The sequence below is a fragment of the Micromonospora sp. WMMA1947 genome (assembly GCF_027497355.1).
Taxonomy (GTDB): Bacteria; Actinomycetota; Actinomycetes; order Mycobacteriales; family Micromonosporaceae; genus Micromonospora.
In genome coordinates this window covers 918,451-941,685 of sequence record NZ_CP114909.1, presented here as the reverse complement: position 1 = coordinate 941,685, position 23,235 = coordinate 918,451, and the positions used below count along the sequence as shown (strand labels likewise).

General features: G+C 74.4%; 21 protein-coding genes. 15 read left to right on the top strand and 6 right to left on the bottom strand.

From position 1 onward, the window contains the following. The first annotated feature begins 1 nt into the window (after position 1). The 10 genes from nfi (at position 2) to efeB (ending at position 11,035) form a co-directional block, all read left to right on the top strand. Positions 2-721, top strand: a complete 720-nt coding sequence (nfi, locus tag O7604_RS04490; RefSeq protein ID WP_281578951.1) for a deoxyribonuclease V — start codon at positions 2-4, stop codon at positions 719-721. A gap of 105 nt (positions 722-826) precedes the next feature. Next, positions 827-1,852 carry a hypothetical protein gene (locus tag O7604_RS04485; protein ID WP_281578950.1) on the top strand — a complete coding sequence of 342 codons (1,026 nt, stop codon included), beginning with the start codon at positions 827-829 and terminating at the stop codon, positions 1,850-1,852. Between the two features lie 199 nt (positions 1,853-2,051). Further along, entirely contained in the window at positions 2,052-2,258 is a 207-nt protein-coding gene (locus O7604_RS04480) for a Trm112 family protein (protein ID WP_091418686.1), read from the top strand. After that, positions 2,255-3,451 carry an SIS domain-containing protein gene (locus tag O7604_RS04475; protein ID WP_281578949.1) on the top strand — a complete coding sequence of 399 codons (1,197 nt, stop codon included), beginning with the start codon at positions 2,255-2,257 and terminating at the stop codon, positions 3,449-3,451. The genes O7604_RS04480 and O7604_RS04475 overlap by 4 nt, the downstream gene beginning before the upstream one ends. Positions 3,452-3,479: 28 nt before the next feature. Beyond that, a complete protein-coding gene (locus O7604_RS04470) occupies positions 3,480-4,502 on the top strand; it encodes a cation diffusion facilitator family transporter (RefSeq protein WP_281578948.1) in 1,023 nt (340 codons plus the stop codon). Positions 4,503-4,505: 3 nt separating this feature from the next. Then, positions 4,506-5,666, top strand: coding sequence for a mannose-6-phosphate isomerase, class I (gene manA, locus O7604_RS04465; RefSeq protein ID WP_281578947.1), 1,161 nt, complete (start codon positions 4,506-4,508; stop codon positions 5,664-5,666). Positions 5,667-5,954: 288 nt separating this feature from the next. Beyond that, positions 5,955-7,454: an adenosylhomocysteinase gene (gene ahcY, locus O7604_RS04460; RefSeq protein ID WP_281578946.1), complete on the top strand. Its 1,500-nt coding sequence runs from the start codon at positions 5,955-5,957 to the stop codon at positions 7,452-7,454. Between the two features lie 175 nt (positions 7,455-7,629). Then, positions 7,630-8,556 carry an iron uptake transporter permease EfeU gene (gene efeU, locus O7604_RS04455; protein WP_281578945.1) on the top strand — a complete coding sequence of 309 codons (927 nt, stop codon included), beginning with the start codon at positions 7,630-7,632 and terminating at the stop codon, positions 8,554-8,556. Positions 8,557-8,585: 29 nt separating this feature from the next. Then, a complete protein-coding gene (gene efeO, locus O7604_RS04450; RefSeq protein ID WP_281578944.1) occupies positions 8,586-9,716 on the top strand; it encodes an iron uptake system protein EfeO in 1,131 nt (376 codons plus the stop codon). Further along, complete coding sequence (gene efeB / locus O7604_RS04445) at positions 9,713-11,035, top strand: iron uptake transporter deferrochelatase/peroxidase subunit (protein WP_281578943.1); 1,323 nt, start codon at positions 9,713-9,715, stop codon at positions 11,033-11,035. The genes efeO and efeB overlap by 4 nt, the downstream gene beginning before the upstream one ends. Before the next feature lie 7 nt (positions 11,036-11,042). Here efeB and O7604_RS04440 read toward each other — a convergent pair whose 3' ends face one another. Further along, positions 11,043-12,014, bottom strand: coding sequence for an RDD family protein (locus O7604_RS04440; RefSeq protein ID WP_281578942.1), 972 nt, complete (start codon positions 12,012-12,014; stop codon positions 11,043-11,045). A gap of 41 nt (positions 12,015-12,055) precedes the next feature. Here O7604_RS04440 and O7604_RS04435 point away from each other — a divergent pair, with 41 nt between their 5' ends. Beyond that, positions 12,056-13,009, top strand: a complete 954-nt coding sequence (locus tag O7604_RS04435; RefSeq protein ID WP_269702022.1) for a stage II sporulation protein M — start codon at positions 12,056-12,058, stop codon at positions 13,007-13,009. Here O7604_RS04435 and O7604_RS04430 read toward each other — a convergent pair. From O7604_RS04430 to O7604_RS04410, 5 genes are read right to left on the bottom strand one after another with little or no spacing between them, the layout of a single operon-like run. Continuing rightward, on the bottom strand, positions 12,987-14,297 hold the full coding sequence (locus O7604_RS04430) for a DUF58 domain-containing protein (protein ID WP_281578941.1): 1,311 nt from the start codon (positions 14,295-14,297) through the stop codon (positions 12,987-12,989). The genes O7604_RS04435 and O7604_RS04430 overlap by 23 nt on opposite strands. Further along, positions 14,294-15,271: a MoxR family ATPase gene (locus tag O7604_RS04425; protein WP_281578940.1), complete on the bottom strand. Its 978-nt coding sequence runs from the start codon at positions 15,269-15,271 to the stop codon at positions 14,294-14,296. The genes O7604_RS04430 and O7604_RS04425 overlap by 4 nt, the downstream gene beginning before the upstream one ends. Continuing rightward, on the bottom strand, positions 15,268-16,572 hold the full coding sequence (locus O7604_RS04420; RefSeq protein ID WP_281578939.1) for a DUF4350 domain-containing protein: 1,305 nt from the start codon (positions 16,570-16,572) through the stop codon (positions 15,268-15,270). The genes O7604_RS04425 and O7604_RS04420 overlap by 4 nt, the downstream gene beginning before the upstream one ends. Further along, entirely contained in the window at positions 16,569-17,180 is a 612-nt protein-coding gene (locus tag O7604_RS04415) for a DUF4129 domain-containing protein (RefSeq protein ID WP_281578938.1), read from the bottom strand. Before O7604_RS04415 ends, O7604_RS04420 begins: the two co-directional genes overlap by 4 nt. Further along, positions 17,177-18,022 (bottom strand): hypothetical protein, encoded by an 846-nt coding sequence (locus tag O7604_RS04410; protein WP_281578937.1) that lies wholly within the window; start codon positions 18,020-18,022, stop codon positions 17,177-17,179. The genes O7604_RS04415 and O7604_RS04410 overlap by 4 nt, the downstream gene beginning before the upstream one ends. 216 nt (positions 18,023-18,238) lie before the next feature. Here O7604_RS04410 and mtrA point away from each other — a divergent pair, with 216 nt between their 5' ends. The 4 genes from mtrA to O7604_RS04390 are packed head-to-tail and all read left to right on the top strand — an operon-like array spanning position 18,239 to position 23,200. Then, positions 18,239-18,928: an MtrAB system response regulator MtrA gene (gene mtrA / locus O7604_RS04405; RefSeq protein WP_088969953.1), complete on the top strand. Its 690-nt coding sequence runs from the start codon at positions 18,239-18,241 to the stop codon at positions 18,926-18,928. Between the two features lie 13 nt (positions 18,929-18,941). Continuing rightward, positions 18,942-20,693, top strand: a complete 1,752-nt coding sequence (gene mtrB / locus O7604_RS04400; protein WP_281578936.1) for an MtrAB system histidine kinase MtrB — start codon at positions 18,942-18,944, stop codon at positions 20,691-20,693. Further along, positions 20,690-22,489 carry an LpqB family beta-propeller domain-containing protein gene (locus tag O7604_RS04395; protein WP_281578935.1) on the top strand — a complete coding sequence of 600 codons (1,800 nt, stop codon included), beginning with the start codon at positions 20,690-20,692 and terminating at the stop codon, positions 22,487-22,489. Before mtrB ends, O7604_RS04395 begins: the two co-directional genes overlap by 4 nt. A gap of 6 nt (positions 22,490-22,495) precedes the next feature. Further along, entirely contained in the window at positions 22,496-23,200 is a 705-nt protein-coding gene (locus O7604_RS04390) for a phosphoribosyltransferase family protein (protein WP_269702011.1), read from the top strand. Positions 23,201-23,235 lie beyond the last annotated feature (35 nt).

Below are 23,235 nucleotides of genomic sequence, written 5' to 3'. Positions count from 1 at the left end.
CATGCCCTCCACCGACGGTTCACCCGTGCCCTATGTGCCGCCCGCCGACGTGGCGGAGGCGAGACGCGTACAGGAGGAGTTGCGGTCCCGGGTGGACCTGACCGGGCCCGGTCCCGCCACGCCCGCGACGGTGGCCGGGCTGGACGTGGCGTACGCGCCCGGCGGTGACTTGCTCGCCGCGGCCGTCACGGTCCTGGACGCGACCACCCTCGACGTGGTCGACGAGGCGGTGTGCGTGGGGCGGCCCGCCTTCCCGTACGTGCCGGGGCTGTTCGCGTTCCGCGAGATGCCGGCGTTGCTGGCCGCGCTGGACCGGCTCACCACCCGTCCCGAGCTGCTGGTCTGCGACGGGCACGGGCTGGCACACCCGCGACGGTTCGGGCTGGCCTGCCACCTGGGCCTGGTGACCGGGCTGCCCACCATCGGGGTGGGCAAGACGCCGCTCGTCGGCTCGTGGACCGGGCCCGGCCCGGAGCGGGGTGACAGCGCCGACCTGTGCGACGGCGGCGAGGTGGTCGGGCGGGTACTGCGGACTCAGGACGGTGTCCGGCCGGTCTTCGTGAGTGTCGGGCACCGGATGGGGTTGGACAACGCGGTGCGGCGGGTACTGGCTCTGACGCCCCGGTACCGGCTGCCGGAGACGACCCGGACGGCCGACCGGCTGTGCCGGCGGGCGCTCGCCGAGGCAGGCGCGTCGGGCGGTGACCTGGGCGGGCGGTGATCGCGTGGCGCGGCACACATGTGGCGTGCTCGATGCCCGGGTGCCTGGAGGGGCCGGTAGTAACCTGACCGGCGGATCCGGTCCGGACGCAACGGTGAGGTGGAGATGTCGGTGAGGCGGCACGCGGCGCGGTGGGCCATGGTCGGCGCGCTGCTGGGTGGCCTGATCGCCGTCCCGGCGTCGCCGGCGTCGGCCCGGGACGACCGGGTGGGACTGCGTTCGGCGAACAGCTTCACCGCCGGTGGCCCGCCGGGCACGGTGGCGGTCGAGGTGCGCAAGCGGACCGACGGCTGCGTGCAGCTGCGTACCGCGATCGGGCTCCGCCTGGAGGGTCTGCGGGCGGACCAGGTCCGGGTGCAGGTGGCGTCCGGTGGCCGATGGGTGCCGGTGCCGGTCTCCGGGGACGGCGCCGTCGCCACCGCCGCAGTCGCGCCGGTCGACCGGCCGCTGTGCAAGGGCAAGGGCGTCAGCGTGCGCTACCGGGTGTCCTTCCTGCCCGGCGCCGTCGGCGGTCGGCTGGAGCTGGCCGGCGAGGCGACCGCCGCGAACGGCGACGTGCTCGGGCGGGCCGGCGGGTCGGCCCGGCTGGTGGGCGCCCCCCGGACGCCGAGCCCCAGCCCGTCCCGCAAGCCCTCGCCGACGCCCAGCGCGAGCGAGACCCCGGCGGCCGAGGTGACCGACACGTCGCCGGTGGCCGCCGCCGTCGCCCCGGCCGCCGCCGCGGCCGACGACTCGTCGTTCGGAGGTTCCCTGATCATGTGGTTCGGCATCGGGCTGGTGCTCGTCGGCGCCGCCCTCATCGTCCTGCTGCTGCGCCGCAACCGCGCCGACCGGGCCGGCGGCGGGAACGCCGCCGACCTTCCGCCGGTCCCGCTGCCGCGCAGCACCACCACCTACCGCTCCGGCACGCCCGGACCGGCCCCCACGGTGTACGGGGGCGCGACGCCGCCCCGCCCGGCCGGCAACGTGTACGGCGCGCCCGCGCCCGGGCCGGCGCCCCCGGCGGGCGCGGAGGCGACGAGTGTCCTGCCCCCGCCCCCGCACACGGCAGGTGCGGGCGGGCCGGGCATCCCGCCCTCGGCCGCTGCGGGCGGGGACGCGACGAGCGTCCTGCCCCGCTTGCCGGACTGAGCCGGAACCCGACCGGCTCCCGGGGTTACCGTGACGGTGGGTGGTCACGCCGTGACCCGGTAGCCGCCACCTGCCCGACCGGAGGACGGACAACCGGGGCTGAACGGGGCCCCGTGCCGGGGCCGCTCGGCCGATAAGATCGCCTGCGCCGACCGGCACCGCCGACCGGTGAGACCGCATACGTGGAAGGAGCCGCGCCGTGGCCCTGGACCCGCAGTTGCTCGACATTCTCGCCTGCCCGGACACGCACCACGCCCCGCTCGACTACGACGCGCAGGCGCAGACGCTCACCTGCACCGAGTGCGGTCGCATCTTCGAGGTCCGGGACGACGTCCCGGTGCTCCTGCTGGACGAGGCGCGCGGTGGACCCGCCGCCGACGAGGCGCGGGGCGGGTCGTCGCGGTGATGGAGGGGACGGCCGGGGTCAGCGGCCACCGGCGCGCCGACGAGGCCCTGCTCGACGACGCGGCGCAGCTCTCCGAGCGCGATCCGGGTGGCATGCTCCGGTTCACCGCGTCCGCGGGCGCCCAGGTACGCGAGTCCGCGGCGCTGGCCGCGGAGGCGAACCTGTCCGTGCTCGCCGACGACGGACGACCGCGCGCGGTGGTCATCGCCGGCATCGGCACCGCCGGGCGTACCGGTGACGTGCTGGCCACCGTCGCCGGGCCGCGCTGCCCGGTGCCGGTCATCCCGCACCGCAGCGCCGGTGTGCCGGGCTGGGTGGGCGCGGCGGACGTGGTGATCGCGGTGAGCGCGTCCGGCCGTAGCCCGGAGGCGCTGGGCGCGGCCGAGGCGGCGCACCGGCGCGGGGCACGGCTGGTGGCGGTCGGTGCGCCCGACTCGCAGCTCCAGTCGGTGGCCGAGCGGGCCCGCGCGCCGTTCATCCCGGTTCCCCGGCGCGCGCCGGCCCGGGCCAGCCTCTGGGCGCTCACCGTGCCGGTTCTGCTGGCCGCCCGTACCCTCGGGCTCGTGAAGGTCAACGAGGCGGATCTGGCCGAGACGGCGGCCCGGCTGGACGCCGACGCCGATCGATGCCGGCCGACCGCCGAGTCCTTCGTCAACCCGGCGAAGTCGCTGGCGCTGGGCCTGTCCGGGTCGATCCCGATCGTGTGGGGTTCGTCCCCGCTGGCCACCGTGGCCGCCCGGCGGTTCGGTGACACGTTGTCCGCGAACGCCCGCTACCCGGTGGTCGCCGGTGCGCTGGGCGAGGCGGGCCGGGGTCGCGTCGGCCTGCTCGACGGCGTGTTCGGCGGCCTGGCCGAGGGCGAGCGGGACATCTTCGCCGACCCGGGCGACGACGAGCCCGACGGCACCCGGCTGCGGCTGGTGCTGCTGCGCGACGGCGGGCTCAACGCCGACGACGACACCGACGAGCCGCTGGCGGTGGAGGAGCGTCGCGCGGACGCGGTGCAGACGCTCGCCGAGCGGCGCGGGGTGCGCTGCGACGTGGTGACCGCCGAGGGTGGCTCCGCGCTGGAGCGGCTCGCGTCGCTGGTGGCGGTCCCCGACTTCGCCTCGATCTACCTCGCCCTGGCCCACGGGCTGGACCCGATGGCGGTACCGGCCATCACGGAGATGAAGGAGCTGGCGAACCAGTGAGCACACGGGGCATCGAGCGAGGCGGGAAATGAGCGCAAACGGGGGCACGAAGGCGATCGTCGCCGCCCTGGCGGCGAACCTCGGCATCGCCGTCACCAAGTTCGTCGCGTTCGCCCTGACCGGCTCGTCGTCGATGCTGGCCGAGTCGATCCACTCGGTGGCCGACTCCGGCAACCAGGGCCTGCTGTTGCTCGGCGGCCGTCGTGCCAAGCGGCGGGCCACGCCCCAGCACCCGTTCGGGTACGGCCGGGAGCGCTACATCTACGCGTTCATCGTGGCGATCGTGCTGTTCAGCATCGGTGGCCTGTTCGCGCTCTACGAGGCGTACCACAAGGCGTCCGATCCGCACCCGATCGAGAGCTGGCACTGGGTGCCGGTGGCGGTGCTGGTCGCGGCGATCGTGATGGAGAGCTTCTCCTTCCGTACCGCGATCAAGGAGTCGAACCTGATCCGGGGCAACCAGAGCTGGGTCCGGTTCATCCGCCGGGCCAAGGCGCCGGAGCTTCCGGTGGTGCTGCTGGAGGACTTCGGCGCGCTCGTGGGTCTGGTCTTCGCGCTGTTCGGCGTCGGTATGACGCTGATCACCGGCAACGGCATGTGGGACGCGGCGGGCACCGCGATGATCGGCGTGCTGCTGGTGGTCATCGCGATCACGCTGGCGATCGAGACCAAGAGCCTGCTGCTCGGCGAGGGCGCCGAGCAGAGCGAGCTCGACAAGATCGAGCAGGCCGTGACGAACGGTCCCGAGGTCGAGCGGATCATCCACATGAAGACGCTCTACCTCGGCCCGGAGGAGCTCATGGTGGCCGCGAAGATCGCGGTGCCGGCCTGGGAGACCGCCCAGGACCTGGCCCGCGACATCAACGCGGTCGAGGCGCGGATCCGCCGCGAGGTGCCCACCGCGCGGGTGATCTACCTGGAGCCGGACATCTACTCGGCCGCCGCCGAGCGGGCCGGCACCGGGCAGGCGGCGGACACCGCCGTCCCGGAGACCCTGACCACTGGTGGGACGCCCACGGCCGACGAGGTGGCCGGGCGGCCCGGGAGCTGACCGATGGAGTTGTTGCAGGGCCGGATCCGTGACTACGCCTGGGGCTCGCGCACCGCGATCGCCGAGTTGCAGGGGCGTCCGGTGCCGAGCAACGGGCCGGAGGCGGAGCTGTGGCTGGGCGCCCACCCGGGCGCACCGGCCACCGTGCAGCGCGACGGCCGGCCGGTCAGCCTCACCGAGCTGCTGGTGGCCGAGCCGGGCCACTGGCTGGGTGAGCGGCTGGTCGGCCGGTTCGGCACCCGGCTGCCGTTCCTGCTGAAGGTGCTGGCCGCCGACGCGCCGCTGAGCCTCCAGGCGCATCCGGACGCCGAGCAGGCCCGCGCGGGGCACGCCGCCGACGTCGGGCGGGTCAACTACGTGGACCCGTACCACAAGCCGGAGCTGTTGGTGGCGCTCTCGGAGTTCGACGCCCTGTGCGGCTTCCGCGACCCGGGGGAGTCGGCGGCGGCGATCGCCGCGTTCGGCGTACCCGCGCTGGAACCTGTGGTGGCGGCGTTGCGCGACGGGCCGGCGGGGCTGCGGGAGGCGGTACGTCTGCTGCTGAGCTGGCCGCAGGCGGAGCGCGCCGGGCTGGTGGCGGCCGTGCTGGCGGCGGCGGACGCGGGTCCGGCCTCGGCGGACGCCGAGCTGGTCCGCGCGCTGGCGTCCGGCTATCCGGCCGACCCGGGTGTGGTGGTGGCGTTGCTGCTGCACCACGTCCGGCTGGCGCCCGGCGAGGGCATCTGGATGCCGGCCGGGAACCTGCACGCCTACCTGCGCGGTACCGGCGTCGAGATCATGGCGGCCAGTGACAACGTGTTGCGCGGCGGGCTGACCCCGAAGCGGGTCGACGTGGACGAGTTGCTGCGGGTGCTCCGGTTCGAGGTGCTGACCGAGCCGGTGCTGCGGCCGGAGCAGGTGGAGCCGGGCGTGCTGACCTGGCCGGTGCCGGTGGAGGACTTCGCGCTGCACCGGGTCGAGGTGACCGCCGGGTCGTCCGGGGTGCGGTTGACGCTGCCCGGGCCGCGGGTGGTGCTCTGCCGGGCCGGGAAGCTGACCGTGGACGACGGTGTGGGCGTGGTGACGCTGGGCGCGGGTCAGGCCGCTGTGGGTACGGCGGCCGGTGGCCCGCTGGCGGTGAGCGGGGCGGGAGAGGCGTTCGTCGCCACGTGCGGCATGCACTGATCCGCGCAAGTCCGACTTTTCCGAAATAGCTTGACGGCCACCCCGCCTGGTGTGACTCTATGGGTACGCAGCGTTGTCGCGACGAAGGTCCGGTGACGTGCGGGGGAACCAAACCGGGGGGATGCACGGGGCGGCCGGGCCGTGAGTGGAAAGTCCGCTCACGACCGACCGCCCCGTGCGCTGTCCGCCGACCGGCCGATTGCGCGGTCGGCCAACCGGGCACGGGTCGAACGGCCCGCGAGCGTAAGGTGGAAGGCTGCGCACCACCATCGTTCGACAGGAGCTTCCATGACCAGCACCCTCCCGGCGGCCTCCAGCGGCGCGTCGTCGCAGGCCCGGCCGAGCACCCTCGCCGAGGGCGACTACAAGGTGGCGGATCTGTCGCTTGCCGAGTTCGGGCGTAAGGAGATCCGGCTCGCCGAGCATGAGATGCCCGGTCTGATGGCGATTCGGCGTGAGTTCGCCGAGGTTCAGCCGTTGGCCGGTGCCCGTATCACTGGTTCGTTGCACATGACGGTGCAGACCGCTGTTCTGATCGAGACTCTGGTCGCGTTGGGCGCGCGGGTCCGGTGGGCGTCGTGCAATATTTTCTCCACCCAGGACCACGCGGCCGCGGCGATCGTGGTCGGCCCGGAGGGCACCCCGGAGGCCCCGGCGGGTGTGCCGGTCTACGCCTGGAAGGGCGAAACGCTGCCCGAATACTGGTGGTGCACCGAGCAGGTGCTCGCCTGGCCCGACGGGCAGGGCCCGAACATGATCCTCGACGACGGCGGCGACGCCACCCTGCTCGTCCATAAGGGCGCCGAGTTCGAGAAGGCGGGTGTCGTGCCGCCGGTGGAGTCGGCTGACTCGGAGGAGTACGCGGTCATCCTCGAGCTGCTGCACCGGTCGCTGGCCGAGGACAACCAGCGGTGGACCCGGATCGCCGCCGGCATCAAGGGCGTCACCGAGGAGACCACCACCGGCGTGCACCGGCTCTACGAGATGCACCGCGCCGGGGCGTTGTTGTTCCCGGCGATCAACGTCAACGACTCGGTGACGAAGAGCAAGTTCGACAACAAGTACGGCTGCCGGCACTCGCTGATCGACGGCATCAACCGGGCCACCGATGTGTTGATCGGCGGGAAGATGGCCGTGGTGATGGGCTACGGCGATGTGGGTAAGGGTTGCGCGGAGTCGCTGCGTGGGCAGGGTGCCCGGGTGGTGGTGACCGAGGTCGACCCGATCTGCGCGTTGCAGGCGGCGATGGACGGCTACCAGGTCGCCACGCTGGATGACGTGGTGGAGCAGGCGGACATCTTCATCACCGCGACGGGCTGCTTCGACGTCATCACCAACGAGCACATGGCGCGGATGAAGCACCAGGCGATCGTGGGTAACATCGGGCACTTCGACAACGAGATCGACATGGCCGGTCTGGCCAAGCGCAGCGATGTGACGCGGGAGAACATCAAGCCGCAGGTCGACGTGTGGCGTTTCGACGACGGCCACGCGATCATCGTGTTGTCCGAGGGTCGTCTGCTGAACCTGGGCAACGCCACCGGTCACCCGAGCTTCGTGATGTCGAACTCGTTCGCCAACCAGACGATCGCCCAGATCGAGCTGTTCACCAAGACCGACGAGTACCCGATCGGTGTCTACGTGCTGCCCAAGCACCTGGACGAGAAGGTCGCCCGCCTGCACCTGGACGCCCTCGGCGCCAAGCTGACCACGCTGACCAAGGAACAGGCCTCCTACCTGGGCGTCTCCCCGGAAGGCCCGTTCAAGCCCGACCACTACCGCTACTGAGTTCCACGCTCCCGAAGGGACCGGGGTCGGCCGCGCGGCCGACCCCGGTCCCTTTTCGCGTACGGGGGAAGGCCGTCAGGTGGCGAACCGGGTGACGTTACCCGGATCAGCTTGACGTTTGCTGTGAACAGGAGCAAGGTATGCCTGCCCTAACTCAGCGACGACGGAGTGCCTGATGTTCGCCACGTACTTGATCGGCCTGCGTGAAGGTCTGGAAGCGACGCTCGTGGTCAGCATCCTCGTCGCCTTCCTGGTCAAGTCGCAGCGCCGGGACCGGCTGCCGCAGGTGTGGGCCGGTGTCGGCCTGGCCGTGGCGCTCTCCGTCGGCTTCGGCTCCCTGATCCAGTACACGTCGACCTCACTGCTGCGCACCTCCGAGTCGCGCGAGCTGTTCGAGGCGGTCACCTCGGTCGCCGCCGTGGTCTTCGTGACCTGGATGATCTTCTGGATGCGCCGGGCCGCCCGCACCATCGCCGGGGAGCTGCGCGGCAAGCTCACCGACGCGCTCGCGGTCGGCTCCCTGGCCGTCGCCGGCATGGCGTTCCTCGCGGTCATCCGTGAGGGCCTGGAAACCGCGCTGATCTTCTACGCCGCCGCCGAGAGCGCAGCCGGCGGCACCGGGCCCGGCTCGCTGCTCGCCCTGGCCGGCGGAATCGCCACCGCCGTCGTGATCGGCTTCCTGCTCTACCGCAGCGCGGTACGGATCAACCTGAGCCGGTTCTTCACCTGGACCGGCGCGCTGCTCATCCTGGTCGCCGCCGGCATCCTCAAGTACGGCGTGCACGACTTCCAGGAGGCGGGCGTGCTGCCCGGCCTGAACGACCTGGCGTTCGACATCTCGGCCACGCTCGACCCGAGTTCCTGGTACGGCGCGCTGCTCGCCGGCATGTTCAACGTCACCGCCGCGCCGACGGTGCTGGAACTGGTCGCCTGGGTCGCGTACGCGGTGCCGGTGCTCGTGCTCTTCCTGCGCAAGCCGGCCAAGCCCGCTCAACCCGCGAAGCCGGCCCGGCCCGCCGAGCCGGTCCCGGCCGCCGCGCCCGCAGCCGACACGTCCGACGCGCCGGCCGACGTCGCCGCCGTTCCGTCCCCCCGCGCCTGACCCGCCCGTTCCCGAGGAGACCCCGCACGATGCGTACCACTCGACTCGTCGCGCCCGCCGCTGCCGGGCTGCTCGCCGTCGCCGGACTGGCCGGCTGCGGAGGCGGTGACGACGCCGACGCCACGAACGGCGGTCCGATCGCCGTCAAGGCCACCGACACCGTCTGCGAGGTCGGCGACACCGAGATCGACGCCGGCCAGGTGACCTTCAAGGTGACGAACACCGGTTCCAAGGTCAACGAGTTCTACGTCTACGCCGCGGGTGACCGGGTGATGGGCGAGGTGGAGAACATCGCCCCCGGGCTCAGCCGGGAGCTGCGCGTCGAGCTGACCGCCGGCACGTACGAGACGGCCTGCAAGCCGGGGATGAGCGGCCGGGGCATCCGGGGCGCGCTGAAGGTCTCCGGCACCGCCGCGACTGTCGCCCCTGACGCGGCGCTGACCCAGGCCGCCGAGAGCTACCAGCGGTACGTGCGCAGCCAGACCGCCGCGCTGCTGACGAAGACCGAGGAGTTCGTGTCGGCGGTCAAGGCGAACGACGTGGCGAAGGCCAAGGCGCTGTACCCGGTGGCCCGCACCTACTGGGAGCGGATCGAGCCGGTGGCGGAGAGCTTCGGCGACCTCGACCCGAAGATCGACGGCCGTGAGGAGGTGGTCGAGGAGGGCATGGAGTTCACCGGCTTCCACCGGATCGAGAAGGACCTCTGGACCACCGGCGACGTCAGTTCCGACGGCCCGATCGCGGACCGGCTCCTTGTCGACGTCAAGGCGATCGTCGCCAAGGCGGACGCCGAGAAGCTCACCCCGCTCCAGCTCGCCAACGGCGCCAAGGCGCTGCTCGACGAGGTCGCCAGCGGCAAGATCACCGGCGAGGAGGAGCGCTACTCGCACACCGACCTGTGGGACTTCAACGCCAACCTGGAGGGCTCCAAGGCGGCCATCGCCGCGCTGCGGCCGGCGCTGGAGCAGCGCGCGCCCGACCTGGTCAAGCAGCTCGACAGCGAGTTCGCGAACGTGGAGGCCACGCTCGGCAAGCACCGCGCCGGCGACGGCTGGAAGCTGCACACCCAGCTCGGCAAGGACGAGCTGAAGGAGCTGTCGGACACGGTGAACGCGCTGGCCGAGCCGGTCAGCAAGGTCGCGGCGGCCGTCGCGCGATGACCGGCCCCGCCGACGGCGACGCGACGAGCGAGCCGAACCGCGAGCGGACCGGCCGTGGCCTGTCCCGGCGCCGGGCGATGACACTCGCAGGCGTCGGCGTGGCGGGCGTCGCCGGGGTGGCGGGCGGCGCGGGCGCGCTGCTCGCCGGCGGGAACGAGGCGTCCGCCACCGGATCCGCCGCCGGGTCGGTGCCGTTCCTCGGCGAGCACCAGGCCGGCATCACCACCCCGGCGCAGGACCGGCTGCACTTCGTCGCGTTCGACGTGGTCACGAAGGACCGGGACCGGCTGGTCGCGATGCTCCAGGAGTGGACCGCCGCCGCGGCCCGGATGACCGCCGGCAAGGACGCCGGGGTGATCGGCGCGGTCGGCGGCATGCCCGAGGCCCCGCCGGACGACACCGGTGAGGCACTCGGACTGCCCCCGTCGCAGCTCACCCTCACCGTGGGCTTCGGGCCGACGCTCTTCCGCGACGCGCAGGGCCGGGACCGCTTCGGCATCGCCGCCCGGCGTCCGGCCGCCCTGGCCGACCTGCCGCACTTCGCCGGGGACGCGCTGCGGCCGGAACTGTCCGGCGGCGACATCTGCGTCCAGGCGTGCGCCAACGACCCGCAGGTCGCGGTGCACGCCATCCGCAACCTCGCCCGGATCGGCATGGGCGTGGTGAGCGTCCGCTGGTCGCAGCTCGGCTTCGGGCGTACCTCGTCGACGTCGCGGGACCAGGCCACACCCCGCAACCTGTTCGGCTTCAAGGACGGCACCGCCAACCTCAAGGCCGAGGACGCCGCCCTGCTCCGCGACCAGCTCTGGGTGCAGCCCGGTGACGGTCCGGACTGGATGACCGGCGGCTCCTACCTGGTCACCCGGAAGATCCGGATGCTGATCGAGACGTGGGACCGCAGCCCGCTGGCCGAACAGGAGATGATCGTCGGCCGGACCAAGGGCAGCGGCGCGCCGCTGGGCCGCCGCGACGAGTTCGACGAGCCGGACTTCGCCGCCAAGGGCGACGACGGGGAGCCGCTCATCGCCGACACCGCGCACGTACGGCTGGCCCACCCGGACGCGAACGACGGCGCCCGCCTGCTGCGTCGCGGCTACAACTTTGTGGACGGCTCGGACGGGCTGGGCCGGCTCGACGCCGGTCTGTTCTTCATCGCCTACCAGCGGGATCCGCGCCGGCAGTTCGTGCCGATCCAGACCCGGCTGGCCCGCAACGACGCCATGAACGAGTACCTGCGGCACGTCTCCAGCGGCCTGTTCGCCTGCCCGCCCGGCGTACGCGACGCGGCCGACTGGTGGGGGCGGGCGCTGTTCGCCTGAGCCCGGCTCAGCGGCGTACCGGATCGGGGCCGGCGTCCGGCACGGCGGACCGCAACCGGCCGTCGACCGGCGCGGCCGGACGCAGGGCGGCAGGCGCGACAGCGTGCGGCGGCACGGCGGCCGACGCCGGGACCAACTCCGGCCAGAGCGCGGCGGTGACCGCACGGGTCCGGCCCATCCGCAGCGCGGCCCGGCGCCCCCGCTCGGCCAGCACGGCGGACAGGTAGACCGAGTCCGGCGCGGCCCACGGCGGAGGCGGCGAGGTGACCGCCGCGACCTCCGCCCACAGCGCCCGGCCCAGTAGGAAACGGTCCGGCTCGGCGAGCTGGGGCAGCCGGTCCAGGTACTGCCGGGCGGCCAGCGCCAGCCCGTCGTCGAACCGGGTCAGGTCGAGCGTGGTCGCCCAGGCCAGCAGCGGCGGCGGTGCCGGCGGCAGCGGACGCCAGTGCGCGGCGCCGCGGCTGTGCACCACGAGCGTGCCGGCGACCAGGTCGCCCAGCCGGCGACCGCGCGGGTCGGTGAGCATCACCGTGACGCCGGCGACCCAGCTCAGCAGCGGCAGCACCAGACCGGGCCACTCCACCGCCACGCCCACGAGCGCCCGGGTCAGCGACTGGCCCACGCCCACCGGGCCGCCGTCGGCCCGCACCACCCGCAACCCCACGGCCAGCTTGCCCACCGTCCGGCCACCGGCGAAGCGCTCCATGGTCACCGGATAGCCCAGCAGGACAAGCACCAGCAGCACGATCTGGAGCGCGCCGGCCAGCGCCGCGTCGAGGACGTCGCCCAGCAGCGCGAGCGCGACCATCGCCAGCACCGCGCCGAGCACCAGGAACAGCACGAGCTGGATCACGGCGTCGATCAGCAGGGCGAGCACCCGGGAACCCAGCCGGGCCACCCGGACGTCCAGCTCTACCGCCTCGCCGCTGACCAGACCGGCGTCGGCCCAACGAGGCGGTGAGGGAGGTTGCGCGCGCACCCCGACAGTGAACACCATGGACGCCGAACGGGGGAGGGTGAGTGGATCTCGACGCGTACGTGGCCGAGCACGGCGCCGAATGGCGACGGCTGGAACACCTGACCGGGCGGCGTCGCCTCGACGCGGCCGAGGTCGACGAGCTGGTGGCGCTCTACCAGCGCACCGCCACGCACCTGTCCGCGTTGCGCGCCCGGGCACCCGAGCCGGCGCTGGTGAACCGCCTCTCCCACCTCGTCCTCGCGGCGCGGGCCCGGGTCACCGGCCGCCCCCGGCCGTCCTGGGCCGCGGTGGGCCGGTTCCTGACGGCCGACCTGCCCGCCGCCCTCTACCGGGCCTGGCCGTGGTGGTGCGGCGTGGCCACGGCGTTCAGCGCGTTGAGCGCCTTCCTCATCTGGTTCGTCGCCTCCAACCCCGACACGGCCGCCGCGTTCGTCGGCGCCGAGGAGGCCAAGCAACTGGTGGACTCCGGTTTCGCCGGCTACTACTCCGAGTTCTCCGCGCCCACGTTCGCGTTCCGCCTCTGGACGCACAACGCCTGGCTGGCCGCCCAGTGCCTGGCCGCCGGCGTGCTCGTGGTGCCGGTGTTCTGGCTGCTGTGGCAGAACGCGCTCAACATCGGCGTGGTCGGCGGCGTAATGATCTCCTACGACCGGGCCGACGTCTTCTTCGGCATGATCACCCCGCACGGGCTGCTGGAACTGACCGGCATCTTCGTCGCCGCCGGGGTCGGCCTGCGGACCGCCTGGGCCTGGATCGCCCCGCCCGCGCACCTCGGACGCGGCCGGGCTCTCGCCGAGGCGGGACGGCTCGCCGCCGTGGTCGCCGCCGGCCTGGTCGGCGTCTTCGCGGTCTCCGCGCTGATCGAGGCGTTCGTCACCCCGGCGCCGGTGCCGATCCCGCTGCGGGTGGCGACGGGCGCCGCGGTGTGGCTGGCCTTCCTGGCGTACGCGCTGGTGCTCGGCCGGCGCGCGGTCAGAGCTGGCCGAGGGACTTGAGCCGCAGATAGGTGTCGGCGACCGCCGGGGCCAGCCGGTGCCCCGGTACGTCCACCACCGTCACGCCGTAGCGCGACAGGACGGCGCGTACCCGCTCCCGCTCGGCCAGCGCTCGCCACGCCGACGCGGCCGCGTACGGGTCGTCCGGGCCGGTCGGGGTGGCGGTGGCGAGCCCGGTCAGCACCGGGTCGCCGGCCGCGGCGAGCACCACCCGGTGCCGGGTCGCCAGCCGGGGCAGCACCGGCAACAGCCCGTCGCCGATCGCGCCCGCCTCCAGCGCGGTGAACAGCACCACCAGGCTGCGCTGCCGCTCCCGGCGCAGCACCTCGGCGGCGATCAGCTCGAAGTCGGTCTCGGCCAGCGCGGGCTGCAACGGCGCCACCGCGTCGACCAGCCGGGCGAGCAACGCCGGACGGCCGCTGCCGGTCACCCGGGCCCGGATCTCGGTGTCCGCCGCCAGCAGGTCCACCCGGTCACCGGCACGGGCGGCGAGCGCGGTGAGCAGCAGCGCCGCGTCGATGGCGGTGTCCAGCCGAGGCTCGTCGCCGAGGCGTACCGCCGACGTGCGGCCGGTGTCCAGGACGCACACCAGGCGTCGGTCCCGCTCCGGCCGCCAGGTGCGTACCAGCACGTCGGCGCGGCGGGCGCTGCCCCGCCAGTCGATCGAGCGGACGTCGTCGCCCACCGCGTACTCGCGCAACGTGTCGAACTCGGTGCCGTGACCGCGCCCCCGGGTCACCTGCACGCCGTCGATGACCCGCAACCGGGCCAGCTTCTCCGGCAGGTGCCGGCGGGAGTCGAAGCGGGGCAGCACCCGCAGCGTCCACCGAGGCGTCGCGGGCCGGCCGGCGCGCTGCCGGGCGCCCAGGCGCATCGGCCCGAGCGACCGTACGGTCAGCGCCACCGCCGGCCGGTCGCCGCGCCGGGTCGGGGTGAGCCGGACCGGCAGCGTGGCGGTGCCACCGGGCGGCACGGTCAGCAGGCGGTCCGGCGGCACGTCCGGACGCGCCCCGGCCGAGGGCACCCAGGCGTCGCGTACCTGGGCGTACAGCGTGCGGTCGGTCGGGTTGGCCAGGTGCAGCGTGACGGTCGCGGTGCCACCGAGGCGGACCGTCCGCTCCCCGGAACGGGTCACGGTGAGCGCGTGCGGCGGCACCGCCAGCGCCCGGTCGAGCAGCACCAGCAGCAGCACCGCCGCGGTCAGCACGGCGACGCCGAGGAACGGCGCCGGCCAGGCCGGCAGGGTCAGCGCGCCCGCGCCGAGCAGCAGACCCGCCCGCCAGGTCATCGCGGCGTCGGCACGGTGGCCAGCACCGAGTCCAGCACGGCGTCCACGGTGATGCCCTCCAGCTCCACCTCCGGACGCGGACGCAGCCGGTGCCGCAGCGTCGGACGGGCGACCGCCTTGACGTCGTCCGGGGTGACGTGGTCGCGACCGGCCAGCCAGGACCACGCCTTGGCGGCGTTCAGCAGCGCGGTGACACCCCGGGGGGAGGCGCCCAGCTCCAGCGCCGGGGCGGCCCGGGTGCCCCGGCACAGGTCCACGATGTAGCCGAGCACCGGCTCGGCCACGTGCACCCTCTGCACCTCCGCCCGGGCGGCGGCCAGGTCCGCGGCGCCGGCAACCGGGCGTACGCCGGCGGCACGCAGGTCGCGCGGGTCGAAGCCGGCGTGGTGCGCGCGCAGCACGCCCAGTTCCTCCTCGCGCTCCGGCAGCGGCACCGTCAGCTTCAGCAGGAAGCGGTCGAGCTGCGCCTCGGGCAGCGGGTAGGTGCCCTCGTACTCGACCGGGTTCTGGGTGGCCACGACGATGAACGGGTCGGGCAGCGGACGGCGCTCGCCGTCGACGGAGACCTGCCGCTCCTCCATCACCTCCAGCAGCGCGGACTGCGTCTTCGGCGGGGTCCGGTTGATCTCGTCGGCGAGCAGCAGGTTGGTGAAGACCGGCCCCTCCCGGAACGTGAACGCGGCGGTGCGCTGGTCGAAGATCAGCGAGCCGGTGACGTCGCCGGGCATCAGGTCCGGGGTGAACTGCACCCGCTTGGCGTCCAGGTCGAGGGCGGCGGCCAGCGTCCGCACCAGCAGCGTCTTGGCCACTCCCGGTACGCCCTCCAGCAGCACGTGCCCCCGGCAGAGCAACGCGATCACCAGGCCGGTGACCACGGCGTCCTGCCCGACGACGGCCTTGGCGACCTCGGCGCGCAGCCGGTGCAGGGCGGCGCGGGCGCCGGACGGGGCGGTGGTCGTGACGGGTCCGGTCACCGGGTGTCTCCTTCGCTCGGATGCGGGGCCAGGGTACGGGTCAGGGCGTCCAGGTCACGGGCCAGCTCCAGCAGCTCGCGGTCCTTCTCCGGGGCGGGACCGTAGAGCAGGTCGGCCACCCGTTCCGGGTCGGTGCCGGCGCGCTCCGCGACCCGGGCGGCCACCTCGTCGTCGGGCGTGTCCGGGGGCAGGTTGAGCCAGGTCACGAGCCGGTCCAGCGCGGCGGCGCGCAGCGTCTCGGCGACGGTGTCCCGGGCGCCGGCCCGGCGGTAGAGCCGGGCCCGGCCGCGTACCGTCTCGGCGGCCCGGACGGTGACCGGCAGCGGCTCCGACACCGGCGGCCCGAGCTGGCGGGCGCGCCACAGCACCACGAGCAGCCCGGCCAGGGCGAGCTGCACCAGCAGGGCCCAGAACCAGGGCGGGAAGGCGCCCCAGAGCGGGTTCTCCCGGGGCGGGTCGGCGCGGTCGGGCGGGTCGGGCCGCTCGGACCGGCCGCTGCCGCCCTGGGTGGGCTCCTCGGTGAACGGCTCCGCCGACCAGCTCGGGCGCGTCGGCGCCGGCACCGGCTCGAGCAGGTCGAGCCAGACCAGCGGGCGGCCGGCGCCGAGCAGGCCGGTGGCGAGAGCCTCGTTGCCCCACTCGTCGATCCGGTCGTTGCGGAACGGGTCGCTGGCGCCGGCCAGCACCACCTCGATCCGGCCGGGGGCGCGCAGCAGCGCGCCGCCGTAGCAGCTGTCGACCTCGGCCGGCCCGGCGTAGCGCTGCAGGTCGATCGCGGCGGCACCGGCCCGGACCGCCTCGGGCAGCCGGCACGGGGTGCCGCCGGCGTCCGGCGGCACCGCCCGGGCGGCCCAGCGCCGGTCGGCCGGCTCGATCGGCGTGTCCAGCTCGGTGAGCACCCGCCGGGACGGCTCGACCAGCACCAGCCGGCTGCCGGGCGGCAGGGTGGTCAGGCCGCCGAGCCGGTCCGGGTGCACCAGCGCGGGGGCGGGCACGAACAGCGTGCTCGGCTCGGCCCCGGCGGTACGCAGCGCCGCCGCCAGGTCCGTCTCCCGGCGCACCGGTACGCCCTGGGCGCGCAGCGCCTCCGCGAGCCTGCTGGCGCCGTCGTCGCCGGTGGCGACCGGGGACAGGAAGCCGGGCTCGTCGGCGTCGGGCCGGTCGATCGCGCGCAGCACGAGCGTGGTGACGATCAGCAGCACGGCGAGGCCGAGCGGGACGAGTAACCGGTACGTGCGCCGGCGCGGCGCCGACAGGGCCGCCGCCGTCGTCGTGGTCTCCGGTACGACGGTGGCGGTCACCGCTGCTCCTCCCCGGTCAGCTCGCGACGCAGGTCGGCGGCGAGTTCCCGCATCCGCCGGTCGTGCGCGGCGGTGGCGGGACGCTGGGCGTACCAGAGGTCGGAGAAGATCGCCCCGGCCGCGTGCAGCGCCGGCCCGACCTGCGGCCGGGTGCGGGCCGCCGCCTCGGTCAGCTCCACGACGGTGAGCCCGGGTCGGGGTTCCACCACCCGCCGGACGACGAGAAGCCGCACCATCTCGCGCAGCCGCTCCCGCACCGCTTCGGCGTACCGGCCCTCGGCCGCGAGCCGGTCGGCCAGTCCCGGTCCGGCCGCCGCCGGTTCCGGCAGCCGGGGTGAGGGCAGCCGCACGGACGGTGGATCGGTGCGCGGCCGGCGGGCACGCCGCCGGAACCGGGACAGCCGCAGCCGGGGCAGCCGCACCCGGGGCAGACGCGGGCGCCGCAGCCGGGGGATCGTGAACCGGGGCAGCCGACGGGGCACCCAGGCCGGGAAGAAATACCAGGCCAGCGCCGCCAGCAACGCGACCGCCAGCAGGATCAGCGCGGCCAGCGGCAGCGGCACCACGTCACCGAGGGCCGCGACCGTCTCGGTCCACCACCGGCTCACCGGTGCGCCGCCAGCAGGACGGGCTCGGGGACGCCGGCCGGGGCGCGGGAGAGCCGGATGTCCAGCCCTTCGGTGCGGATCCGGGTCTCCAGGTGCAGGACCGCGTCCAGGCAGGCGAGCGCCGGGTACGCCAGCGCGTTCACCGCGGCGAACGCGGCGATCGTGATCGGCAGCGCCCAGGCCGAGACGTCGAACAGCCCCAGCATGGCGAGGCCGTTGTAGACGCCCAGCCCGATGCCGAGCCGGATCAGCCACCAGCCCAGGTAGCCCAGCAGCCGGATCGCGGCGGCCCGCGCGCTGACCCGGCCGGCCAGGCGTACCGCCCGCCAGGGCGCCAGGTGCGCGGGCACGCCGTCCAGCACCAGCACCGGCACGACCAGGCCGAGCAGCGCGTACGCCAGGAACCAGCCCGGCCCGGTCAGGCCGGACACGGCGACGGTCAGCCCGACCAGGACGGCGGCCGGCAGTGTCGCGCCGAGCCGGGCGCCGCGCAGCAGCTCGGACGGCCCCGGACGGCGCCCCAGCAGCGCCGCCCCGGCGCCGCGTGCCGCCGGGGCGCCGAGCAGCGCGACGATCGCGGCCTCGGTGCCCGCGCCGGCGGCCAGCAGCAGCCAGTACTCCGGGAGGGTCTCGCCGAACGCCGCCGGCCACCAGTACGGCGGGTCGGTCCCGGCCAGCATCCGCAGCGGGTGGAGCACCGCCTGTTCGGCGAGGGCCAGCAGGAGGGCGAGCGGTACGAGCACCCGGGCCTGGTCGCGCAACAGCAGCACGGCCGCGTCGAGCAGCTCGCCGACGGTCAGCGGACGGCGCGGGAGCACCGCGGTCGGGCCGGCGTCGGGCACGCGTACTCCTGGGCGGGGGCGAGCGGAGGTGGCGGGCGGGGCGACGCCCGGGGGATCATGGTTGCACGGCGGGTCCGCATCCGGTGGACCCGTCCGGCCCGGCGCGCCACGCTGGGCGGCCACGCCGACTTGCGGTGGTGCGCGGGGCCGCTCGGCGCTACCGTGCCGTGGAGACGCCGAACACTCCAGACGAACGGGGATGGAACGATAAACCCCATGAGAGCCCGGGTACTCGTGGTCGACGACGACCCCGCCCTCGCCGAGATGCTCGGCATCGTGCTGCGCAGCGAGGGCTTCGTGCCGTCCTTCGTCGCGGACGGCGAACGGGCGCTGGCCGCCTTCCGTGACAGCCGACCCGACATCGTCCTGCTCGACCTGATGCTGCCGGGGATGAGCGGAATCGACGTGGCCCGCGCCATCCGGGGCGAGTCCGGCGTGCCGATCGTGATGCTGACCGCCAAGAGCGACACCGTCGACGTGGTGCTCGGGCTGGAGTCCGGCGCCGACGACTACGTGGTGAAGCCGTTCAAGCCCAAGGAGCTGGTGGCCCGGATGCGGGCCCGGCTGCGCCGGGGCGAGGACGTGGCGCCGGAGATGCTGACCATCGGCCCGCCCGGCAACCAGATCACCATCGACGTGCCGGCGCACACGGTCAGCCGCGACGGCGAGGAGGTGAAGCTGACGCCGCTGGAGTTCGACCTGCTGGTCGCGCTCGCCCGCAAGCCGCGTCAGGTCTTCACCCGCGAGGTGCTGCTGGAGCAGGTCTGGGGCTATCGCCACGCGGCGGACACCCGCCTGGTCAACGTGCACGTGCAGCGGCTGCGCGCCAAGATCGAGCCGGATCCGGAGCGACCCGAAATCATCCTCACCGTGCGGGGCGTGGGCTACAAGGCGGGTACCGGATAGCCTGGTCAGCATTGTGCTGACCTCGCTGCCCGAGTCGCCGACCCCCGCACCCCGCCGCCTCCACGCCGTGCGGGCGCTCTGGCTCGCCCTGGTCGGCCGGGTCGCCCGGCTGGTGGCCGCGGTGCACCAGGCGTGGCGGCGGTCGCTCCAGGTCCGTGTGGTCACCATCACGCTGGTGGCGTCGAGTCTGCTGGTGGGCGGTTTCGCCTATCTGATCGCTGACAAGATCACGAGCATCCTGCTGGAGAACGCCGAGACGGACGTGCGGCTGCGGCTGAGCAACGGCAGCGAGTACGCGGCCAAGCAGTTCAACCTCTACAGCCAGCCGCAGGAGGCGCAGCTCCAGAACACCATCGACGGCACCGTCAACTACCTGGCCGGTGGCGACCCCACCCAGACCAGCGGCGTGGTGGTGGCGATCACCGCCGACAACTTCGCCGAGTTCATCGAGCCGCGGACCACGCCCGACGTGCCGGTGGGCACGGTGATCGGGGACGAGTTGCGGGCCACCGTCGCCTCCGGCAAGGTCGCGCACCAGATCCGTACCGGCTCGCTCGGCGGCGAGCGCACGAAATACCTCGTCTACGGCTCCCCGGTGCCCACCAAGTTCGGGCAGGTCGAGCTCTACTACCTCGTACCCCTGGCCCGGCAGGACGCGACGGCGGCCGACGCCCGGGCCACGGTGGTGGCTACCGGCGTCGCGCTGGTGCTCCTGCTCGGCCTGCTGGCCGCCCTGGTCACCCGGCTGGTGGTGACGCCGGTACGGGTCGCCGCGCGCACCGCGCAGCGGCTCTCCGCCGGCCTGCTCGACCAGCGCATGGTGGTCTCCGGCGAGGACGACCTCGCCCTGCTGGCCGCCTCGTTCAACCAGATGGCGACGAACCTGCAACGGCAGATCCTCCGGCTGGAGGAGATGTCCCGGCTGCAACGCCGGTTCACCTCGGACGTCTCGCACGAGCTGCGGACGCCGCTGACCACGGTCCGGATGGCCGCCGACCTGATCTTCGCCGAGCGCGACGAGTTCGACCCGGCGGTGGCCCGCAGCGCCGAGCTGCTCCAGGCCGAGCTGGACCGGTTCGAGGAACTGCTCACCGACCTGCTGGAGATCAGCCGGTTCGACGCCGGGTTCGCGGTGCTGGACAGCGAGCCGACCGACCTGGTGCCGGTGGTGCACCGGGTCGCCGAGCGGCTGGCCGGGCTGGCCGAGCGGGTCGGGGTGACCATCGAGCTGGACCTGCCGGACACTCCGGTGATCGCCGAGGTCGACCCGCGCCGCGTCGAGCGGGTGCTGCGCAACCTGGTCGGCAACGCGGTCGAGCACGGCGAGGCCAAGCCGGTACGGATCACCCTGGGCCAGGACCAGAGCGCGGTGGCGATCACCGTTCGGGACCACGGTGTCGGCCTCAAGCCGGGGGAGGAGAAGCTGGTGTTCAACCGCTTCTGGCGGGCCGACCCGTCGCGCGCCCGGCAGACCGGCGGCACCGGGCTGGGCCTGTCGATCAGCCTGGAGGACGCCCGCCTGCACGGCGGCTGGCTGGAGGCGTGGGGCGCGCCCGGGCAGGGCGCGCAGTTCCGCCTCACCCTGCCGGCCCGGGCCGGGGACCGGCTCACCACCAGCCCGCTGCGGCTGGTGCCGGCCGACGCCACGGTGCCGTTCGGCGGTCCGCGCGACGGCGAGCTGCCCGCCATCGCGCCCGGCGGCGGCGTCGCGGCGCTGACCGCCGGTCCGGCCACCGGCGGCGACCACGCGGAGGCACGGCCGTGAGGCGCCGCGTCCTGGCCCTGCTGCTGACCGGCGCGCTGCTGCCGGCCGCGCTCGCCGGCTGCGGCATCCCGGACCAGACCGACGTGCAGGTGGACGGGTCGGCACCGGCCCCCGAGTCCGGGGTGTTCAACGGCAGCCCGGCCCGGCCGCCGGAACCGGCCGACAGCAGCGAGCCGGTGCCGTTCGTCGAGAACTACCTGCGGGCCGCCGCCGCCGGGGAACGCGACCAGGCGTACGCGCGGGCCCGGAAGTTCCTCGCCGCCGAGGCCCGCGACCTGCTGACGGGCAAGCCGCAGGCCAGCGAGATCGAGCTGACTGTGGTGCGGCTGCGGGAGAAGCCGGAGAGCACGCCGCCGAACAACCAGGGCACCAGCACCGTGACGCTCAAGGTGCAGCAGGTGGGCGTGCTGCGCGCCGACGGCACGCTCGGTCCGCCGGTGGCGAGCGAGACGCAGTACGTCTTCGAGCTGCGCCGGGCCGACCCGGCCGGCACCGGCCTGCTGATCACCGAACTGCCGAACCTGCTGCTGGCCAGCGACGCGGCGGTACGCGAGTACTACCGTCCCCGTACCGTCTACTTCTGGAACCCCGACCTGACCCGGCTGGTGCCGGACCAGCGCTACCTGCCCTCGTCGGCGCCGACCGAGCGCCGGATCACCGAGGTGATGAAGTGGCTGGCCGACCGCCCGTCGGACTGGCTGGCCCCCGCCGTGACCGGGCTGCCCGACGGCACCCAGCTGATCAACAATGCGACCGGCGCGGACGGCCACTGGGAGATCAACCTCAACATGCCGGGCGCCAACGAGCAGCGGCTGACCCGGCTCGGCACCCAGCTGGCGTGGTCGCTGTCGGACCTGGACGGCCAGGTCGACCTGAAGATCCAGAACCAGAAGCGGCTCACCGTCGACCTGCGGCGGGAGCGGGTCTCGACAGCCGCCTATCCCCGCGGCGGCGACCCCATGCGGTACGCCGTCTACGACGGCGCCGTCCGTCCCCTGGCCTTCGGCACCGAGTCGCGCGCCTCCGCGCCGCTGCCGCCCGCGGAGAACCGCAACGTGGTCTCCGCGTCGCTCGCCCGCGCCGACGACCAGGTGCTCGCCGCGCTCGTGGTGACCGGGCCGGACAACCGCAGGCGGCTCAAGGTCGGCACCGGCCCGGAACCGGTCGCGTCGTTCAGCGCCGGCGACCGCACGTTCCGGGCGATGAGCCGGCCCACCTGGCTGAGGTCGCTGAACAAGGCCCGCCCGGCCGGTCTGGTGGCGGCCGACGGCCGGCTCTACCGCTTCGACGGTACGGCCCGGATGAGCGAGATCCCGTTGTCGGTGCCCGGGCCGGTGACGGCGGTGGCCGGTTCTCTCGACGGGCACCGGATCGCGCTGGTCTCCGGCGGCTCGGTCTTCGTCGCCGCGGTGAGCGTCGACGGTGGCGTGGTCAGCCTCGGGCAGCCCCGCCGGGTCACCACGCTGCTCACCGGCGTGACCGTGGTGGACTGGGTGGCGGAGAACGAGCTGGCGCTGGCCGGCAACGAGGCGGACCGGCGCTCGGCGATCCACCAGGTCACCGTCGACGGCGCCTGGGAGACCCCGCTGACGGTGGAGATCGGCGCCCCGGTGACCCAGCTCGCCGGGTATCCGGGCGGCGGCGACCGCGGCCTGGCCGCGTTCTCGTTCATGTTCGAGACGGACGGCGCGGCCTGGCGGAACAACCCGTTCGACTACGTCAAGCGGGAGCAGGTGCTCGACGTGCCGGCGGGCAGCCGTGCGACGAACCCGACCGCGCCGTTCTTCCTCTACTGACCGGCCGTGCGTGACCTGGGCGGGCTCTGGTCGGACCTGACCGACCTCGTGCTGCCCGCCGGGTGCGCGGGCTGCGGCGCGGGATCGGTACGGCTGCGGCACGGCTTCTGCGGCGGCTGCGTGCGGGAACTGGAGTCGCTGCGTCCCGCCCCCACCCGGCCCGATCCGGCTCCGCCCGGCCTGCCGCCCTGCGTCGCGCTCGGCCCGTACGGCGGTGCGCTGCGCGAAGGGCTGCTGGCGTACAAGGAACGGGGCCGGCACGGGCTGGCCCGGCCGTTGGGCGCGCTGCTGGCCGAGGTGGTGGCGACGGCGGCCGGGCCGCCCGGCCCGGTGACGCTGGTGGCGGTGCCGGACACCGCCCGCGCCGCCCGGGCCCGCTACGGCGACCACCTGGACCGGCTGGTGCGCCCGGCGGCGGCCCGGTTGCGCGCGGCCGGCTGGCCGGTACGTGTGCTGCGCCCGCTCCGGGCCCTGCCCCGCACCGACTCGGTGGGGCTGGACAGCGCGGGGCGGGCCGCCGCGGCCGAGGCGGCGTTCCGGTTGCGCCGCCCGCCTGCCGCGGACCGCCCGGGGGAGACCGTCGTGCTGCTCGACGACATCGTCACCACCGGCGCCACGCTGGCGGCGGTGAGCCGGATGTTGCACCGCGCGGGAATGACGCCAAAGGCCGCGGCGGTGCTCGCCGCAACGCAAAAGCGGCGCGTTCGGTGACGCTTCGTGTATCCGTTTCACCCCATGGTGTATGA

What these genes read in the sequence shown, in the direction of transcription:
- nfi (WP_281578951.1), top strand. Translation starts at nt 2, where the DNA reads ATGCCCTCCACCGACGGTTCACCCGTGCCCTATGTGCCGCCCGCCGAC.
- O7604_RS04485 (WP_281578950.1), top strand. Translation starts at nt 827, where the DNA reads ATGTCGGTGAGGCGGCACGCGGCGCGGTGGGCCATGGTCGGCGCGCTG.
- O7604_RS04470 (WP_281578948.1), top strand. Translation starts at nt 3,480, where the DNA reads ATGAGCGCAAACGGGGGCACGAAGGCGATCGTCGCCGCCCTGGCGGCG.
- manA (WP_281578947.1), top strand. Translation starts at nt 4,506, where the DNA reads ATGGAGTTGTTGCAGGGCCGGATCCGTGACTACGCCTGGGGCTCGCGC.
- ahcY (WP_281578946.1), top strand. Translation starts at nt 5,955, where the DNA reads ATGACCAGCACCCTCCCGGCGGCCTCCAGCGGCGCGTCGTCGCAGGCC.
- efeU (WP_281578945.1), top strand. Translation starts at nt 7,630, where the DNA reads ATGTTCGCCACGTACTTGATCGGCCTGCGTGAAGGTCTGGAAGCGACG.
- efeO (WP_281578944.1), top strand. Translation starts at nt 8,586, where the DNA reads ATGCGTACCACTCGACTCGTCGCGCCCGCCGCTGCCGGGCTGCTCGCC.
- efeB (WP_281578943.1), top strand. Translation starts at nt 9,713, where the DNA reads ATGACCGGCCCCGCCGACGGCGACGCGACGAGCGAGCCGAACCGCGAG.
- O7604_RS04430 (WP_281578941.1), bottom strand. Translation starts at nt 14,297, where the DNA reads ATGACCTGGCGGGCGGGTCTGCTGCTCGGCGCGGGCGCGCTGACCCTG.
- mtrA (WP_088969953.1), top strand. Translation starts at nt 18,239, where the DNA reads ATGAGAGCCCGGGTACTCGTGGTCGACGACGACCCCGCCCTCGCCGAG.